19 protein-coding genes are annotated in these 16113 nt (G+C 39.1%); 5 read left to right on the top strand and 14 right to left on the bottom strand.

Going from position 1 to position 16113, the window contains the following annotated elements; translation table 11 throughout:
• The first annotated feature begins 49 nt into the window (after positions 1-49).
• The gene (locus tag H6G76_RS05865; RefSeq protein WP_190696843.1) at positions 50-832 is read left to right on the top strand and encodes an ABC transporter permease; all 783 of its coding nucleotides are present in this window, start codon (positions 50-52) and stop codon (positions 830-832) included.
• 4 nt (positions 833-836) lie between these two features.
• On the opposite strand, the gene H6G76_RS05860 is transcribed toward H6G76_RS05865, so the two are convergent.
• Entirely contained in the window at positions 837-1475 is a 639-nt protein-coding gene (locus H6G76_RS05860) for a Uma2 family endonuclease (protein ID WP_190696840.1), read from the bottom strand.
• A 224-nt stretch (positions 1476-1699) separates the two neighbouring features.
• Between H6G76_RS05860 and H6G76_RS05855 the strand changes: the two genes are divergently transcribed.
• Positions 1700-2116: an ankyrin repeat domain-containing protein gene (locus H6G76_RS05855; protein ID WP_190696838.1), complete on the top strand. Its 417-nt coding sequence runs from the start codon at positions 1700-1702 to the stop codon at positions 2114-2116.
• Positions 2035-2289 (top strand): DUF4253 domain-containing protein, encoded by a 255-nt coding sequence (locus tag H6G76_RS05850; protein WP_190696835.1) that lies wholly within the window; start codon positions 2035-2037, stop codon positions 2287-2289. Before H6G76_RS05855 ends, H6G76_RS05850 begins: the two co-directional genes overlap by 82 nt.
• 350 nt (positions 2290-2639) lie before the next feature.
• On the opposite strand, the gene H6G76_RS05845 is transcribed toward H6G76_RS05850, so the two are convergent.
• From H6G76_RS05845 to H6G76_RS05830, 4 genes are all read right to left on the bottom strand, one after another.
• Positions 2640-3152, bottom strand: coding sequence for a hypothetical protein (locus H6G76_RS05845; protein WP_190696833.1), 513 nt, complete (start codon positions 3150-3152; stop codon positions 2640-2642).
• A gap of 10 nt (positions 3153-3162) precedes the next feature.
• Entirely contained in the window at positions 3163-4443 is a 1281-nt protein-coding gene (locus H6G76_RS05840) for an acetyltransferase (protein WP_190696830.1), read from the bottom strand.
• A gap of 183 nt (positions 4444-4626) precedes the next feature.
• Positions 4627-4854 (bottom strand): hypothetical protein, encoded by a 228-nt coding sequence (locus H6G76_RS05835; RefSeq protein ID WP_190696827.1) that lies wholly within the window; start codon positions 4852-4854, stop codon positions 4627-4629.
• A 714-nt stretch (positions 4855-5568) separates the two neighbouring features.
• Positions 5569-6498 carry a 1-acyl-sn-glycerol-3-phosphate acyltransferase gene (locus tag H6G76_RS05830; RefSeq protein WP_190696824.1) on the bottom strand — a complete coding sequence of 310 codons (930 nt, stop codon included), beginning with the start codon at positions 6496-6498 and terminating at the stop codon, positions 5569-5571.
• Positions 6499-6624: 126 nt separating this feature from the next.
• On the opposite strand from H6G76_RS05830, the gene H6G76_RS05825 reads away from it, so the two are divergent.
• Positions 6625-7491 carry an alpha/beta hydrolase gene (locus H6G76_RS05825; RefSeq protein WP_190696821.1) on the top strand — a complete coding sequence of 289 codons (867 nt, stop codon included), beginning with the start codon at positions 6625-6627 and terminating at the stop codon, positions 7489-7491.
• On the opposite strand, the gene H6G76_RS05820 is transcribed toward H6G76_RS05825, so the two are convergent.
• From H6G76_RS05820 to mnmE, 6 genes are all read right to left on the bottom strand, one after another.
• On the bottom strand, positions 7488-7877 hold the full coding sequence (locus H6G76_RS05820) for a hypothetical protein (RefSeq protein ID WP_190696818.1): 390 nt from the start codon (positions 7875-7877) through the stop codon (positions 7488-7490). The genes H6G76_RS05825 and H6G76_RS05820 overlap by 4 nt on opposite strands.
• A 72-nt stretch (positions 7878-7949) precedes the next feature.
• The gene (locus tag H6G76_RS05815) at positions 7950-8282 is read right to left on the bottom strand and encodes a XisI protein (RefSeq protein WP_190696815.1); all 333 of its coding nucleotides are present in this window, start codon (positions 8280-8282) and stop codon (positions 7950-7952) included.
• Complete coding sequence (locus tag H6G76_RS05810; RefSeq protein WP_190696811.1) at positions 8270-8686, bottom strand: XisH family protein; 417 nt, start codon at positions 8684-8686, stop codon at positions 8270-8272. The genes H6G76_RS05815 and H6G76_RS05810 overlap by 13 nt, the downstream gene beginning before the upstream one ends.
• A 41-nt stretch (positions 8687-8727) precedes the next feature.
• Entirely contained in the window at positions 8728-9498 is a 771-nt protein-coding gene (locus H6G76_RS05805) for an SDR family NAD(P)-dependent oxidoreductase (RefSeq protein ID WP_190696809.1), read from the bottom strand.
• 25 nt (positions 9499-9523) lie between these two features.
• Positions 9524-9748: a hypothetical protein gene (locus H6G76_RS05800; RefSeq protein WP_190696806.1), complete on the bottom strand. Its 225-nt coding sequence runs from the start codon at positions 9746-9748 to the stop codon at positions 9524-9526.
• A gap of 98 nt (positions 9749-9846) precedes the next feature.
• Positions 9847-11235, bottom strand: coding sequence for a tRNA uridine-5-carboxymethylaminomethyl(34) synthesis GTPase MnmE (gene mnmE, locus H6G76_RS05795; protein WP_190696803.1), 1389 nt, complete (start codon positions 11233-11235; stop codon positions 9847-9849).
• 298 nt (positions 11236-11533) lie between these two features.
• Here mnmE and H6G76_RS05790 point away from each other — a divergent pair, with 298 nt between their 5' ends.
• Positions 11534-11734, top strand: a complete 201-nt coding sequence (locus H6G76_RS05790) for a hypothetical protein (protein WP_190696800.1) — start codon at positions 11534-11536, stop codon at positions 11732-11734.
• Between the two features lie 252 nt (positions 11735-11986).
• Here H6G76_RS05790 and H6G76_RS05785 read toward each other — a convergent pair whose 3' ends face one another.
• The 3 genes from H6G76_RS05785 to H6G76_RS05775 form a co-directional block, all read right to left on the bottom strand.
• Positions 11987-12505 (bottom strand): hypothetical protein, encoded by a 519-nt coding sequence (locus H6G76_RS05785; RefSeq protein WP_190696797.1) that lies wholly within the window; start codon positions 12503-12505, stop codon positions 11987-11989.
• 522 nt (positions 12506-13027) lie between these two features.
• Entirely contained in the window at positions 13028-13630 is a 603-nt protein-coding gene (locus tag H6G76_RS05780; RefSeq protein WP_190696794.1) for a DUF4360 domain-containing protein, read from the bottom strand.
• A gap of 828 nt (positions 13631-14458) precedes the next feature.
• Positions 14459-16075 carry a mucoidy inhibitor MuiA family protein gene (locus H6G76_RS05775; RefSeq protein WP_190696791.1) on the bottom strand — a complete coding sequence of 539 codons (1617 nt, stop codon included), beginning with the start codon at positions 16073-16075 and terminating at the stop codon, positions 14459-14461.
• Positions 16076-16113: the final 38 nt, after the last annotated feature.

Below are 16113 nucleotides of genomic sequence, written 5' to 3'. Positions count from 1 at the left end.
ATTAAGTTTACATAAACTTATTTTGTACATATTGGATTATAAGTGACGTATGAAAAGATATTGGAGACTTATAGGATTGTTTTGGAGTACTGCTATAGCAGCAGAGATGGAGTATCGCCTCAATTTTGTTATTGCCACTCTCAGTAGCGTAGGGAGTCTAGTAGGCAGTATTTTTAGTTTATTTTTGTTTTACCGCACTGGTTACACTTTTGCTGGCTGGTCATGGGAAGCTGCTTTGGTCGTTTTAGGAATTTTTACCTTGCTACAAGGCTTTTCTTTTACATTTTTAGCTCCTAATTTAAATAGAATCGTGCGTCAAGTCCAGGAAGGTACTTTAGATTTTGTATTACTAAAACCTATCCGCAGCCAGTTTTGGCTATCTACTCATACTCTTTCTCCTTGGGGTTTACCGGATCTAATTTTTGGCAGTATCATCATTGGCTATGCAGGTACTCGCCTTGGCTTAGGAATCAATAATTATCTGCTAAGTGCCGTACCCTTATTATTCGGTTTAGTAATTCTTTATAGCTTGTGGTTTATGTTAGGAGCCACTAGCATCTGGTTTGTCAAAATTTATAATGCTACCGAAGTACTGCGGGGTTTGTTAGAAGCTGGCAGATATCCTATGGTTGCATATCCTGCGACTTATCGATTTTTCTTCACCTTTGTAGTACCAGTGACATTTTTAACTACTGTCCCAGCAGAAACGATGCTGGGTAGAGGTGAATTTAGCTGGTTGATAGGTGCGGCGGTGTTAGCAGTCGCTTTGTTTTGGTTTTCTACGCGGTTTTGGCGGTTTGCTTTGCGTTTTTATACTAGTGCTTCTAGTTGAATTATTACAAGTTATTCTCTATCCACTTTCTAAAATTACGCATAGCCTGACTTCTACCAATAGTCAAACACTGCTGAACGTACTCATTGACTAATTCAATGATAGGTATATTTGCAAAATTAGGACTAGATTGAGATTTAATATATTTCCCTTCCCGGAGTAAGAAAATTTCTAAACCTTGCTTTGTATATCGCCAAAGTTCAGGAACTCCTAAAATTTCATAGTTATTAAATCGAGTCCGGGAGGTTATATCAACTTTGATTGCTAAATCTGGTGGCGGATCTATATTTAAATCAATCCGGTTTTTACCAATCACAGCAGCTTGGTTTTGAATATAAAAAGAGGTATCGGGTTCTACGGCTTGCGACATTCGTTCATTTTTCAGTGTTGTAGAACCAAAAGGTTCAAAATCAATTTGGAGTTGTTCTAATAAAATTTTGACTAAATCACCAATTAATTCTTTATCTTTTTCATGCTCAGGTAGAGGAACCATAATTTCTAGCCAACCATCACTATAAGAGATCCGTGCAGCACGCTTATCTCCCATTTCTTCTAAAATATTTTCTAACTGCTGCCAACTAATATCTTTGAGCAACATTTGTTGTCCCGGTTTGACGATAATTTGTTGCAGTTTTAAAAGCATATCGCCTCTGACAATAGGTATAAGTATTATTGTAAAGAATCGGAATGCGATCGCTCCTCCACCACATCATCAATTAAAGGCGATCGCTTCCCAGCAAACTTTAATTTTAAATTAGGCAAATGTCTAGTTTAAAATTTTACAGATAAAAAATTAATACAGAATATTTATTGCCTTTAAATGGGCAAAATCTCTAGAGATGCCCAGAGTATACAGGTATAAATTTTATGGATGAACAGCTAATTAACGCTATTGAATCGCGTGATATTGAACGTGTCAAAGCATTGCTTGCGGCTGGGGCAAACCCAAATGTCAAGAAAGGTGATGAAACAGCTTATGAACTCGCCCGTTACGGCCCTGATGAAATTAAATGTGCATTAATTGAAGCTGGTGCTGATGACGCATCTCTCAGACATTCCCTAGTTTGGGCGGTGATGACAAATAGAGTAGAAACTGTAAAAGTTTTGCTTGATAAAGGCTCAAATATTAACGTATCAACATACTCTGGTAGCCCGCTAGAACAAGCAGCCAGAACGCAGAAGGGCCAAAACAACTGTGTATTGTGCCAACCACTGATAAATATGATGTTGTTGCCTTACATCAAACAAATGGTTGTAATTATGGTGTTGGCCCTGGTTATGTAGTGCAATGGTTGCGAGAACTAGAAGCTACACAGCCTTTCGTTTTGACTATTATTGCCCACGATACTCTAGAAGGTCGTTTTCTCACACCCATTCAAGACCCTGAAGGACTAGCAAAAAGTATGTATGAGTTTTGTCCTGATATTGTAGACCAAGGTTGTGGTTCTTTGGAGTGATTGGCTGAGGGTCTTCGTTCCAATAACAATCTTTATTTCTGGTGGGATTAATTTTTCAGCATCTTAAAGATAAACTTCTTTTTAATCGCGCCAAAGGGAACACTGTCGAGGTCTTCATCTCCAGGCTATAACCGCGAACCCTCAATATGATGGGTACGCAGCGTTTCCGAAAGTATGTCTTAAAAAGAGTAGTAGCGTGACCGCCTTAAGATAGTGCATAAATTAACTCTTGTGGTGTGGGCATCTTGCCCGCACCGGACAGGCTGGATGCTTATCCCACAATAAATCCATAATGCAACATTTTAGTCCAGTCACGCCACTATTCGATTAGCTATGCCCCAAAACCAGTATCAAGGATTTAGACTGATATTAGTACCATTTGATTCAGAGGCAGTAGTTGCACCTACTGCCATTACTTCAGACCATTCACTGACGCGATTGTTATCTAAGACGGCGCGCACTCGATAACCAAGCTGAATCTTATGCATCAACAAGATTACTTCCCGGTTGAGTAATCCTTGTGATTTTTGGTTTTCATTAGATGCGGCTTGTAAACGAAAACAGCGATCGCTTTGGCGTTTTAACTTGGGAGATTTCCCCTCCACAAGCACAGTTTGTAGTTCGTATTCTTTAGCTTCGGGATACGGTTCCCAGCAAAGTTGCCAGTATGTTGACCAGCGAATTAACTCTGCTGGTAATTCCTCGACCTCATCCGACAATGTAGAAACAAGTCCGGTGATTGGAGGTTGTACCACTTGAGGCTGATTGACGGAGATGTCAGCAGCTATAGATGAACTGTCATCAAAACTTAGTACCAGTCCAAATATCAAAGTAAACAGCAGAATCAATCTTTTCATCATCATGCCAAATTGATTACCACTCCACAGGTAAAATCATGCTGCCGTTGTCGGCATAGATTGTGCGAGAAGCGATCGCTGTTCTGGCAGGTACTGTAGAATTGAAGACTGCGCTTCTTTGCCCAAGTGCTGAGTTGTTGCCAATGCTGGCACGGAAGATAACGGAGTTCGGACCTAGCCCCACATCATTACCTACGCTGGTTTCAGGGCCATTAGCAACACCACCGACAATCTGCCTACCGCCATGAACTAGAGCGCGAGGCCCATAACCAATCCCATTACCAAGAGTCAAACTAGTTGTTTCTAAAGCGTGAAAGACAACATCGTTTGCCATCCCAGCAATTGACCCAACATTAAAAGGTTCACCTTCATCTGCACGCAGCGAAATTCTATTAGCTAGTTTATTTTTGAGGTCTGCTAAAGAATCTTGGAAAGTGATGTTGCCGATAATGCGGTTACGATAGTTAGGATCACGAGTCGGACTTCCACCTATCTGCGGCAGACCTCCAGAGTTAAAAGAGGTGTTAGGAGCTTCATTTATCCCTTTTACCTTTGTCAGGTCTGCCCTGGCTAAGTCTGTATAACCTTTGGCAAATGCTTCATTAACTTCAATGATACCTTCCATTAATGCAACGTCTGCTTGTGTTAGGTTTACTACTTTCCCTAAACTGCCGCTATTAGCTTGTAGGTTAGTGGTGACGTTTTTACCAGGCAATACAACTTTACCAGCAGGTAAGGTAACACCAGGGCCAACCCGTGCGAGAAAGTTAACTACTGTGTTTCTTTCTATAGTTGCACCATCTATTTCACAGTTGAAGGCGAGAAATGTCTCTGGAATAGTGTTGCTGAACTGAGTATTAGTATTTGGGTCGGTAAAAGGCCCAGTTGAACCTTGAGTACCGATTTTAGCTGCACCTTTGATTACGGCCATGTGTGCCATAATCACACGCTCGCCAATCTCAACTCCCGTTCCGGAGGCTAGAATTTTCACTTGGTCTTGAGCATTAGAATCAGCCGCGATGCTAATGGGTGCATTAGTAGCATCTAACTCGGCAAACGGGGCGACGTAGACTTTTTCGCCCAAGGTAATATTTGTAGGATTGTTTACCGTTGCAGTTGGGTCAACGAAACTAGCTGACTCTGAAGGCGCAGTATTTGGACAAATAGGTAGGTTACCTGCCGTTGGATTACAAGTTCCGCCAACTGCAAAGGCGGGTTGTATATATAGCTGTGTGCTGATGACAAATGCTAGGGTAATTGCAACTAAGGCGCGAAAAATTGCGCGAGGTTTGAACATAGAAAAAAGCTCCTCACGGGCTATGAAATATTTGGCTATAAGAAAATCTGCATTCAAGAATTAGAGTCAGGCAATGTCTGGCGACAAGACGCAAAGCATCTATGCAGGCGTATAAATTACCAAAAAATCACACTGCAAAAGCCTCTATTTATACTCTTTCTTTGTTAAGAATGAGACAAAGAATTAACCGCCCCAAAAACCTGCTAAATTGTAGACTATTTGCAGGATAAATGATAACAAGGGACTCAAAAGTGGAACTGTAATTGTTGTTGTTGCCCCAGCAACCGCATTATTGTAGACAGTCTCCCAAGCTTCTGGCCCGCTAGTAGATTGCCCGTACACTTTTGTACTTACAACCAAAGTTAAGCTAAGTAAAGATAGACCAGCTAGTATTGCACGACGTTTCAACATTATTCCTTGATATTTGGTAAATTGCTCAGTTTTTTGGGTAGTGTAAACTACAAAGTTAAAGGAAACAAACCTTAAACTTGTCAGTTTATATGGACTAATAACCGCCAAATGGAAGTTAGTGAAGTGTTAATTACTACAAGCAGCAATTAACATTTTATTGTACTATTATTCGCTGCTTTATACTAGAGCTTTTGAGATTGATAAAAATTATGCTGAATATAAAAATATGATTAAATTTTTGATGCAACCTTTAGATAATGATTAGTGGCAAAAAGTTATCTGTCTTAGGAAATAACTTTGTTTTGAACTTATATTTAAATTGAGATACAAAAGTCAGGTAGTAAGAGTTGAATGCATTACTGTGCATGATATTCAGGCTTTCATATGTATTAATTTATTATACATTTCACTGTGAGTCTTAGCGCGTGCAAACTAGTTTACTTACATATAAAAATCCTAAAATTCTATCTTAGGAGGGTTATCTTTCTGTACTTAATCTTGACTATCAGATTGTAGAAATGGTTTTGCGATCGCAGTTATGCTAAAATTCCCAAATAATCAGCTATAAAGCATTAGTTAACTTAACTAATATTGAAGACAAGATTTCAATAACGAATTAACAATTGCTATAGCAAACTTAAATTAGATCCAAACAAATCTATTGGCTATTGCCTGTCTCCACGACTAGTTTGTAAATTAAGTAAGATTGCTATATCACCACAACATATGGTTAAGAAAGTAACGTAGCAGCTTTGTTCCTGTTGGTTCTTGATAGTCAGCTGGCAACAGAGCTATCATGGCATTTTGTAAAGCCTCTACAGCAATTTCTACTTCTTTTCGAGTAGTTTTCGCATTTGGTGCAAAATGTAACGGTTCACCAAAGCGAATAGTTAACTCTTTTCGGAAATAAAGGTCATGAGTACCAATTAATCCTACTGGTACTATTGGTACACCAGCGCGTAAGGCATATATCACAGTTCCTCGCTTGAGAGGAAGATGCAATTTACCCTCACTGTTTCCCAACCGTCCTTCAGGAAACAGAATCATTCCGTCTTTGCGAGCCAAAATTCGCAGAACAATGCGGTCTATTTGCCGCAATGTCTGGATATCACTGCCGGAAGGCACATCTTGTTCAATAGCTGCGGCTAATTCTGCTAAGTCTTGTCTTCCAGCCTTGGCTGCTTCCATCACAGCGACTTCTTCTTTCCACAACCGCGCTAAGGGAATGACACCTCCGGCAAAACTTAAAATGAACCGCTTCCACCATTTGTTGTAGAGAGTGCGAGCATCGCCCAAAATATAGTAATAGGGCTGGCTGGGGAGTTCTGCCAACAACAGCAAGGGGTCGATGTGGTGGAGATGGTTGACGGCGAGAATTGCTGATGTCTGCGGTAAACGTTCAATATTTTCTACGCGGACTTTGAATAGTATATGAATGAGCGATCGCAATACAAACCGTCGTACACTACCATTAACTAGGTGTTCTAGATGTCCTTGATTAATTGCTTCTAAGCGAGTCAGTGCTTGTTCAATTGTATAATGTACGGTGCGATCGCTTGCTGCTGCTACACCTTCTTTAACTCGCTTAATAGCGGCAGCATCCAAGGACGGCAAACTATCTGACTGATGGTTAGAAGAATTCATGCCCTAATCATAGTGTGCGATCGGATTTTATTGACCCATCCGGAGTTATAAGAATAAATTTTCCCTACAATGTACCTTGATTAGATAGTAATTAGCTGAGAAACTCATCCATCAAAAGTAAATTTTATGATTGACCGTAGCGAAGGCACATTTCAGGGTGTTGGAAAACTTGAACTGTATTATCAAAGTTGGCAACCACAAGGTAATGTCAGAGCAATATTAGTTATGGTGCATGGACTGGGCGGTCACGGTAGCAAGTACAATAATATAGTCCAACATTTTATTCCCAAACAATATGCTATCTATACCTTTGATATGCGCGGTCATGGACACTCACCTGGACAGAGGGGTTATATCAACTCATGGGATGAGTTTCGAGAAGACTTGCGAACATTTTTAGATTTAGTCCAAACCCAGCAGCCAAAATGTCCAATTTTTCTTGTAGGGCATAGTTTAGGCTCAGTTGTTGTCTTAGACTACGTTTTGCGTTATCCCCAAGAAGCTGCTGTGCTGCAAGGTGTAATTACTTTAGCACCAAGTTTAGGCAAAGTTGGTGTACCAAAAGTCAAATTACTCATCGGACAATTGATGTCACGAATATGGCCGCGCTTCAGCTTGAATACAGGACTTGATTTAGCTGCTGGTGCGAGGGATGAGAAAGTTTTAGCCGCATACGCCCAAGATAAGTTGCGACATACTTTAGGAACGGCGCGTTTAGCTACAGAGTTTTTAGATACAGTTGCTTGGGTGAATAACCATGCTGCTGAATGGCAATTACCATTGTTAATTCTTCATGGTGGTGCAGACCGAGTAACACTACCAGAAAGCAGCAAAGTTTTTTATGAGCAAGTAACTTTTGCTGATAAAACAAGAATTGAGTATCCTGAAGCTTATCACGAGCTTCAAGATGATCTTAATTATCAAGAAGTGCTATCTGATTTGGAGACTTGGCTAGAACAGCACTTACTAACCGAAACAAAAGTTATTGGCTAGACTGTGTTAGTTTCTAATAACTTCTTTGGTCTTGCAATAGGTTGTCCTAACCAGTTAACACGAATTAATTCTTTGTTATCAAGAAAACACCATTCAATTAGGCAACGCACTGACGCTGGCGTAATAATAGAATTCGTCTCCCATTGTGGACAGCTTACACGAATCCAATTACCACCTGCATCGGATAAGCCAGGAAATTCTTTGCCAAGGATAATTAAATAACGTGTTGATTCCGGTTGATGTAAATGATAAGCAACAATGAAATTTTTGTCTTCAGAAACTACGTGTAGGACAAAATAAGCCGAATCAGCGTCATCTCTGATATACCAAACAAATCTACGATTATTAATTAGAAGCTTTCGTCTATTTTTAGTGCTAACAGCCATAAATAATTGATGATTAACTGAATGGTTTAAAACTGTGTAGTCCCAAAGCAGTTTGTAGTAGAAATTGTATTTTTAATATCCTGTAGCAAATTCCGTAAATTTGCGCTTATAGGGAGCATGAAAACCTAAAACAATATCTTGTTTTGGAATTCCAGCCGCAACTAACTCATTTGCTACTCCTATCTCAGTTCCATCACGTTGAATCCAAATTTTGTCGTCTTTAATATCTATATGGATGATACAGCCGTAAACTCGTCGCAGATTTTCCCATCCCAAATGAAGTAGTTGGTAATGGTTTCGCTCTGTATCAAAGATTAATTGTAATTCTGTATCACTATCAGAATGATAGTTGGCATGATTTTTAATGATTGTTTGAATTAATTCACTGTAATTTATTCCTTCCATAATAAAATTTCCTCTGTAATAGGTTCAAAAATTAAGAGCTTCAACTTATATTCTGAAACCACTTCCTGAATAAATGGTCGAATAAATAAATCTCTATATATATCTTCAGAAATTGCTAAATATAAAACTCGTTCAGGTTGTTTTTTACTTAATGCTGAACGATAAGTAAGTGTCTGTCCTAAAGCGACATAAAAATCACTAATCTCAGATGTACCTAAAAAAGATTTAATCTCAACTGCTATTTTTTGCCCAGCTTTTTGAGCCGCTAAGAGTCTTTCTGCTCCTAAGTCTATATAGAAATCGATTTCATCAACCTTAATCGATAACGGGTCATTGGTAATTATCCATCCATCTTTTTCTAAAGCTGAACGCACAGCGTTGTGAAAAATATCTTTGGCTGACATAGTTTGATTATAAATATACTTATAACTTGCGTTAGGTTCAGCTACCAAGGTAACTTACTGCCATCCCAGGAAAAAAATTGCCCACTATCGCCTGCTTGAAGTTGCTCAATTACAGTTAATAATTGGCTGACTGTACGTTCTACTGAAAATAATTTTTCTGGTGGTACATTGCGCTGGAATGGACGAGAAAGACGTGTATCGGTTGTTCCTGGATGTAAAGTTACTACTATAGTTTGTGGACAACTTCTGCCATACTCAATGGCAACATTTCGCATCAACATATTCAGTGCAGCTTTAGAAGCACGATATCCATACCATCCACCCAGTTGGTTATCACCAATACTGCCGACTTTAGCAGATATTGTGGCAAATACACTGGGTTCTTTATGCTTAAACAATGGCAATAAATGTTTAGCCAACAGCACTGCACCAATACTATTTATTTGAAAGTAGCGGAGTAGATTTTCTGTATTAATTTGCTTCAAGCTTTTTTCAGGCTGTAAGTTTTCATCATGCAGCAGTCCCACACAATTAATTACCAAGTGCAGCTTGCTGACTTCTGTACTGATACGCTGCACAGATGCAATAATTTCTGACTCCTCAGTAATATCCATCATTAAACAAGTTAATTTATCTGGATATTCGTCTGTTAAAGATAATAATTCCTCGGCATTACTTGGATTTCGATATGTAGCATATACTTTGCTAATTCTTTCATCTTGAAGTAGTTTTTTTACAAAACATAGACCAATACCTTGGCTAGTTCCAATAATTAGGGAATTGGCATTTTTAATATTTTCAATGAGCGTCATTCTATTTAATTCGCAAAGTTATCAGTTAAATATTATCAGAATCTTTTGGTAAAACTTGGATAAAATATCTACGCTGATCGCAAACTACTATAAACTCACTATTTGGCATTCTTAGCTCTACTGGAATTATTTCGGTTGGTACTTCCATCAATAAACCACCATCTACAAAACCATTACCAGGAAAAGCGATAACGGTAATTATTCCTGGACGGAGACAGCCAAGCACTTGAACAGGAATCTTATCACGCATGAATTATTGTATTACAAGGTTTATGAAAAACGAACCATAGAGACACAGAGTACACAGAGTAATTAGAGTTTTACATAAATAATTTACTAATAAAACAATCATTTACCAATACAGAATCGGCTAAAAATCCTATCTAAAACTGATTCTGTGACTTCTTCACCTGTAATTTCTCCTAGTGCTTGAATTGCTCCACGTAAGTCAATTGTCCAAAAATCTAGGGGTAACTGTTCAGTAATTGTTGTTTGCACTTGCTCTAAAGAAATCTTGGCTCTAGTTAATGCTGCTGCTTGTCTTTGATTAATTGCTAAATCCATATTTGCAGCCTGAACTTTTCCTTGTTGAACTACTTCTAAAATGGCTTTTTCTAAATCATCAATGCCTTGATTTTGAGATGCTGCTGTATAAACTATAGAATTAATATCGCTATATTCTATAGATTTGATATCTCCATTTTCTACCAAGTCAATTTTGTTAATCACTAAAATCAACGGACGATGTTGCACCTGTTCATAAATTTCCTGGTCGCCTTCAGTCCAGCCAGCAGAGGCATCAATAGTAAATAAAACTAAATCAGCTGCACTGGCAGCACGACGCGATCGCTCTACGCCAATTTTTTCTACTTGGTCTGCTGTTTCCCGAATCCCTGCTGTATCTAGCACTTGCACGGGAATACCCCCGACAACTAGCTGTGACTCTACAACATCGCGGGTTGTACCAGGTAAGTCTGTAACAATGGCGCGATCGCTCCGGCTCCAAGCGTTCAACAAGCTTGACTTACCAACATTCGGGCGACCAACAATCGCTACTTTCAAACCTGTACGCAGTAGTTCACCTTGATCTTTGGTTTCTAATAAGCGGGTGATTTCTGCGGCAATGTGATCAATTGCTGATATGATGGCATTATCATCCAACGGATGTAAGTCTTCCTCAAAATCAATCCGCGCTTCAATTTCTGCGAGGATATCCAAACAGTTAGCGCGTAACTGGCGGATAGGATGAGCAAGTTTTCCTTGCAAACCAGCCAAAGCAGTTTGGGCAGCTTGGGGAGATTTAGCCCCGACTAAATCAGCAATGCTTTCGGCTTGAGTTAAATCCAGCCTGCCATTCAAAAACGCCCGTAAAGTAAATTCTCCTGGCTGTGCTAGTCTTGCGCCATGTTCCAAACATAATTGCAAAACCTGCTGCACGGCGATAATTCCGCCATGACAATGAAACTCCACCACATCCTCGCGGGTGTAAGAACGAGGTGCTTTCATAATCAGCAACAGTGCTTCATCAACTAATTCTCTTGTCTGGGGATGGCGAATATAGCCGTAAAGAATGCGGTGACTTTCCCAAATTTGTCGTCCGGGTGCGTGAAATAGAGATTGGGCAATTGCCATTGCTTGAGAACCAGACACACGCACAATACTCACACTACCTTGTTGGGGGACTACAGCAGTAGCGATCGCGGCGATGGTTCCAGTGGTCACAAAAATTTCTGACATGAAAGCTCTTTTTGGCAAGATATTGCATATATTATGGATAGCGTAGCAGGAGTGCATTCATCCAATATCCATAGCAATAAAGAGTTATCAGTCAACAGTAAACGGCTTGAAAGTCTTTTGTGCCTACTGGCAATAGCTATAAATACTCATCATAAAAAAATGCTGGGACTGGTGATGAAAAGACTCAGGAGATCTGAACTAATGACAGATGACAACTGACCAATGACAAATAACCATTGACTCATCGTAAAATTTATCTTGTGGGTAGGAAAACGCCCTAATTGGAGAGGAATCGACTGTGGAGCAGAAAATTAATTGCGCGGAAGCCTGCGTCAAAGGTTGCGTTTTAGGGGATAAATGCCCCAATATCGAGTTTAGAGAAGCCGCCTCACAATTTATCAAAGAGACTTCTTTAGACGATATGCTGGCAATTGCTGAAGAACGTCTGCGTAAAAAAATGATGGAACCGCCAAAATGGGTGCTACCTGAAGATTCTTAGCTACTAAATAGCACTGGATCTATATTCAATTCTCGCAGTTTTGCTGCTAGGCGATCGCTGCATTACTTCTCCTGTTGTCTACTTCTTCCGGTATCGGAATAAGTTCTCCTTCAGGAGTGTAAAAACGTAAATTTTCTTGATATAGATTAGTATTTGATTTTTTTCAAAAATCAGTACATTTGTTATTGATAGCCGATGCAACTCAGTTTATTAACGCTATTCATCAGGGTGTAAATTTTTCATAATAAAATATTACATCTGCTGTAATACAAATCTCATTTCTGTCAACTGTGCTTCTCCTCCACTCGATGACAATACTACATTAAGTCCAAAAGTTCCACTATTTGTATAGTCAGTTGGAATTATTTGACTGGTCAAATCAAACCGACCAGATGGCAGTGGCGGACTATCATATCTTATACGAGTCACTTTTATTCCTTGAGTGCCACCAATTAAAAGTGATGCGACAGCTACTGTTGCTGGTGTTCGCCTTACTTCACCTTTGAAAGCTAAAGGCACGAGCCTAAATTGCCTTTGGGTATTAGGAGTATTTATTCTAATAATACATCTCGCCCTTGACGATTGTGCGTTCACAATTAATGGCTCTACAAGTTTCAACTCCCTTGTTCCGGCATCATAATTTACCTTACATCCAGTAACAATAGGTTGTTGCTGGCTTTCTTGTGCATTAGCAATGCTAGATGAATTGGCATATAAAGAAAACAAGCTTATTAATATGAAAAAATTACGTGCATAACTTAATTTCAGCATAATCTACTCTCCATCAGCAAAAAATTGGATTATTAAAAGATTTACGACTATAGCAATCCCTTGATGTTAAAGAGACTGACGCTATTATTGAAAACTAACTTGAATAGGACTTACGCAATAACTATCTGAAACTCTCTTTACTTCGTGTCCTTTGTGTCCTTTGCGGTTCATTTTTTCATAATTTTGCGTAAGTCCTGTTGAAGAATTAGAAAACTCTTTTTGCGGAAAAATAACAGGTTGAAAAAAGCGGTAATTTAATATCACCAACCTTAAAGAGAGAAATAGACACAGATTTATCAAACAGCAATATTGGTATCAGCCGTGATAATTCATAATTCCGAATTAAATTGGAACCCGACTGACGGATGAAAAGTGGTGGAATCCTAAATGGTAACCAACCACTTGAAAAAATCTCTTGTTGCTGCTTCTCTCAACCTGCAATGTGCGATATGCAATATCAGTAAAACAACAAAGTTTTTTACTAATAGCATCATCTTTTTCAATCCCACAAAAATAAGCAACTTAACAAGGAGTTATGCCAAATATTAATGTCAGATCCGCAGAAGCCCCAGCATTGATATCAGTTGTATCAAGAATCCAATCAGATCCTTGTGAGGATTGTGCAATCATATTAATACCGAAAGTCCCTCGTCCACCACATGAGGCAGATAGAACAGCCAGATCATCTTGTTCTGTAAAAAACTCATTGTCGGCGATAGATCTATACTCGGTTCTTCCAGGCCCACTCGTAGTTGTACCAAGTGCACCACCAAGAAAACTATAGTTTCTGTTGAAGGTTACACCTCTACTTCTTGGAAGAACAGTAACAGTCCCTTGGTAAATTACTTCTACAGCTTGAACAAAGAAACCAGGGGGAATCGTAGTGTTAACACGTAAAATACACCTTTGACGCTGACCGTTAGTTGCCCTCATATTATTCAAAGAGATCGATATGCTTCTAGCGTTAGGTCCAGGAAGCTGCTTGTCAATACTACATCCACCTGATGCTATTGCACTTCCAAAAGTAATAGTAGGCCCATCTTGAGCTAAAACCTGATTGGCAATGAGGTTTATTCCAACAATTGTAGATATAGACAGTAAAGCACCAAATTGTTTGAAATTCATATGGATTGTACTCCTCGGAAACTAGATTATTTCTCTTAAGGGATAAGCAATGCCATTAATTGAAGCTCAATATTATGAAAGTTTTTTTCTGAAAAAATGCATTTTTACTGCATTCAAGAGGCAGAAGACAGAAGGCAGCTAGCTATGTTCCCATGCTTCAATGCATAGGATTTAAGCTAAACAAAAAGCATGAATATATAGCGGCTTTTTCCGCTCGATAACACTCTTGTTATCTAGTCGGCTTTAAATCCACAACTAAAGTTTTTATTAATACTTCTTTACCTTTTGCCGAAATACCTCAACACAAAAAGACGGTAAATTCTCAAGCTAATTAATGCACTAGTTGAGCATCCCTATTTGCAGATTACAAAAAAAGTGTGAGGAACTTGTGAAGAAATCTAGTGCTTATTAAAACTTATATTTTGTAATAAAAACTCAGATTATGTCCGGTAAACTAATTGTAATATGTCATTAAAAATGTAAAGAATTGTAATAAAATAATTGCAAGTGTATTGAGATTAGGATTTGCATAAATGCAGAATAAATTAGTTGTTGAACCTATGAGGAATTCTTTCAAAATAGTGCGAAATAATCCTCTAATTTAGTAATACTTGAGATTACTTCTCATCGTTCGCAATTATATATGTTTAATGGGATATAATAACCGTATATTTGGGTTCAAGAGCTATATCTGGGCTTACGCACAAAGCTTATACCAATTTGAGAAAAGAATGCGCGACACATGGATCAGACCACTCCTTAAACCTCAGGCGGGTGGGGTATCTGTCACAAACATTATTTGAATTGCTATTAGATTATCAAAATGTTTTAAATATCTAACCCAACTACCGTTAACTCAGGCGGGTGTTCAATCGTAAATTGATAATTTATCTCTCGTCGTTCTTGAGGTAAAACGCTTAACTCCCATTCTAGAATTCCCATTTCCCCAAGTTGAATTTGCGGTTGAATGCGAGTAAGACGAACTTTAATTTGCTCGTTACGGCTCACAGGTAATTGCTCAGTGAGTTTTAAATTAACTTCCTGATTGAGTAAGTTAGTAATTATGACTCGATAAGCGTAAGTAGTTCGACGTTGATTCACAATTATCTTTTTATCTACTTGACGCTCAACTAAGCTATGTTCAATTTTTAAACCTTCGTCAATGCCTAAGTTCAATATAAACTCTTGTCCAGGTGCAATGTTTTCTAATCTAGTGGTACCCACAAATACATGATCTCGAAAAATATTAGCTTTTCCTGGTAATAATGTTGCGCCATCCGAACTGTTTGTTACATTAGCTTGCAAATAAGCAAAGCTAACCAAGCGCGGCATTGCTACATAATCAAAACTACAAGGATAATCGTCATTAAAAATTGTGATTTTATGGGGCGCGCCATCACTAGGAATGTTGCCACTACCATTTAGTTTAAAGGTAACTACACTTCCTTCTTTGGAGACAAATGCTCCCATATTTTCTGCTGGAATGAGAGCCTCATTTGCTAAATCCTCCTCATCTTGGGGAAACATAGCCTCAGCAGGCGCAGCTGCTATGGTAGGCAGTGATGGACGAGGTAAAGCTCGTTGCAATGTACGTGAACGTAAGGTGTCAATATACCAAGGTTCTAGTTTCGGTGGCAATGTACCTAATCCTGGTTTAGCGGTTGAGAGGGTAAGAGCCACATCTAACCAGTCTTCGCCAGTATTTTGGGTAACTTCTGCAAGGTAACTTAAATTTACTGTCTGATTTGTACTATCAACTCTTAAGTCGTAAAGCGGAGTCCAGCTAGCACGATTCACAATGTAGGATACTTCTAGCTCAAACTCACCTTCACCGACAACTTCTATACCAACAACTAAGGTAAAACTTTCTTTAGGATGGGGTGTTTGAATGTTGTGTAGTGTGGCGTGGAGTGCTTGCAGTTGCTTGTCTAGTTCTTGCTGTTGGGTGCGGTAATCTCCAGATGCGATCGCATATTCACTATACTGGCTTCCCAAAAAGTTCAAGAAATCTAAAGTTTCGCTGAGGCTGAGGTTTTTGCGCGATAAACTTTGGGCAAATGGTTCTTCTGTTTTTTCACGCAAGCCTTCAATAAATCTCGCCTGCAATGCTAAGGCATCAATTTGAGCTTGCAAATTGCGTTTTTCTGCTTCTATTTGCTGAATTTGGCGGTTTAACTGTGCGACTCGTTCGGCAACAGGTTCTGTTGTGTAGATGCGATCGCTACTAACTCCCAACAAGCGCACTCCTACAGTACCTGTACCGCCAACTCTGACAGAATCAGTTTCTAGAGTCACTGGCAGTGAATTAATCACCAACTCCCTTTCCGCTCCTGTTAAAGAAACTACACCTCGTCGTGTAACTAAGGCTTGATTGCTGTATACCGTCACAGCTACTACCTGGGTTGATACTGTTTTTCGTACAGAAGGTGTTTCCGGGTGTGTCACTGCCAGATTTTCCTCAAATCAAATGACTCTGTTGGTTA

It is taken from the genome of Nostoc sp. FACHB-152 (assembly GCF_014697475.1).
Lineage (GTDB): Bacteria > Cyanobacteriota > Cyanobacteriia > Cyanobacteriales > Nostocaceae > Nostoc_B.
Note: the sequence above shows the minus strand (reverse complement) of the source record. Positions and strands in the feature narration are given on the sequence as shown.

What these genes read in the sequence shown, in the direction of transcription:
- H6G76_RS05865 (WP_190696843.1), top strand. Translation starts at nt 50, where the DNA reads ATGAAAAGATATTGGAGACTTATAGGATTGTTTTGGAGTACTGCTATA.
- H6G76_RS05860 (WP_190696840.1), bottom strand. Translation starts at nt 1,475, where the DNA reads ATGCTTTTAAAACTGCAACAAATTATCGTCAAACCGGGACAACAAATG.
- H6G76_RS05855 (WP_190696838.1), top strand. Translation starts at nt 1,700, where the DNA reads ATGGATGAACAGCTAATTAACGCTATTGAATCGCGTGATATTGAACGT.
- H6G76_RS05845 (WP_190696833.1), bottom strand. Translation starts at nt 3,152, where the DNA reads ATGATGATGAAAAGATTGATTCTGCTGTTTACTTTGATATTTGGACTG.
- H6G76_RS05840 (WP_190696830.1), bottom strand. Translation starts at nt 4,443, where the DNA reads ATGTTCAAACCTCGCGCAATTTTTCGCGCCTTAGTTGCAATTACCCTA.
- H6G76_RS05835 (WP_190696827.1), bottom strand. Translation starts at nt 4,854, where the DNA reads ATGTTGAAACGTCGTGCAATACTAGCTGGTCTATCTTTACTTAGCTTA.
- H6G76_RS05830 (WP_190696824.1), bottom strand. Translation starts at nt 6,498, where the DNA reads ATGAATTCTTCTAACCATCAGTCAGATAGTTTGCCGTCCTTGGATGCT.
- H6G76_RS05825 (WP_190696821.1), top strand. Translation starts at nt 6,625, where the DNA reads ATGATTGACCGTAGCGAAGGCACATTTCAGGGTGTTGGAAAACTTGAA.
- H6G76_RS05820 (WP_190696818.1), bottom strand. Translation starts at nt 7,877, where the DNA reads ATGGCTGTTAGCACTAAAAATAGACGAAAGCTTCTAATTAATAATCGT.
- H6G76_RS05815 (WP_190696815.1), bottom strand. Translation starts at nt 8,282, where the DNA reads ATGGAAGGAATAAATTACAGTGAATTAATTCAAACAATCATTAAAAAT.
- H6G76_RS05810 (WP_190696811.1), bottom strand. Translation starts at nt 8,686, where the DNA reads ATGTCAGCCAAAGATATTTTTCACAACGCTGTGCGTTCAGCTTTAGAA.
- H6G76_RS05805 (WP_190696809.1), bottom strand. Translation starts at nt 9,498, where the DNA reads ATGACGCTCATTGAAAATATTAAAAATGCCAATTCCCTAATTATTGGA.
- H6G76_RS05800 (WP_190696806.1), bottom strand. Translation starts at nt 9,748, where the DNA reads ATGCGTGATAAGATTCCTGTTCAAGTGCTTGGCTGTCTCCGTCCAGGA.
- mnmE (WP_190696803.1), bottom strand. Translation starts at nt 11,235, where the DNA reads ATGTCAGAAATTTTTGTGACCACTGGAACCATCGCCGCGATCGCTACT.
- H6G76_RS05785 (WP_190696797.1), bottom strand. Translation starts at nt 12,505, where the DNA reads ATGCTGAAATTAAGTTATGCACGTAATTTTTTCATATTAATAAGCTTG.
- H6G76_RS05780 (WP_190696794.1), bottom strand. Translation starts at nt 13,630, where the DNA reads ATGAATTTCAAACAATTTGGTGCTTTACTGTCTATATCTACAATTGTT.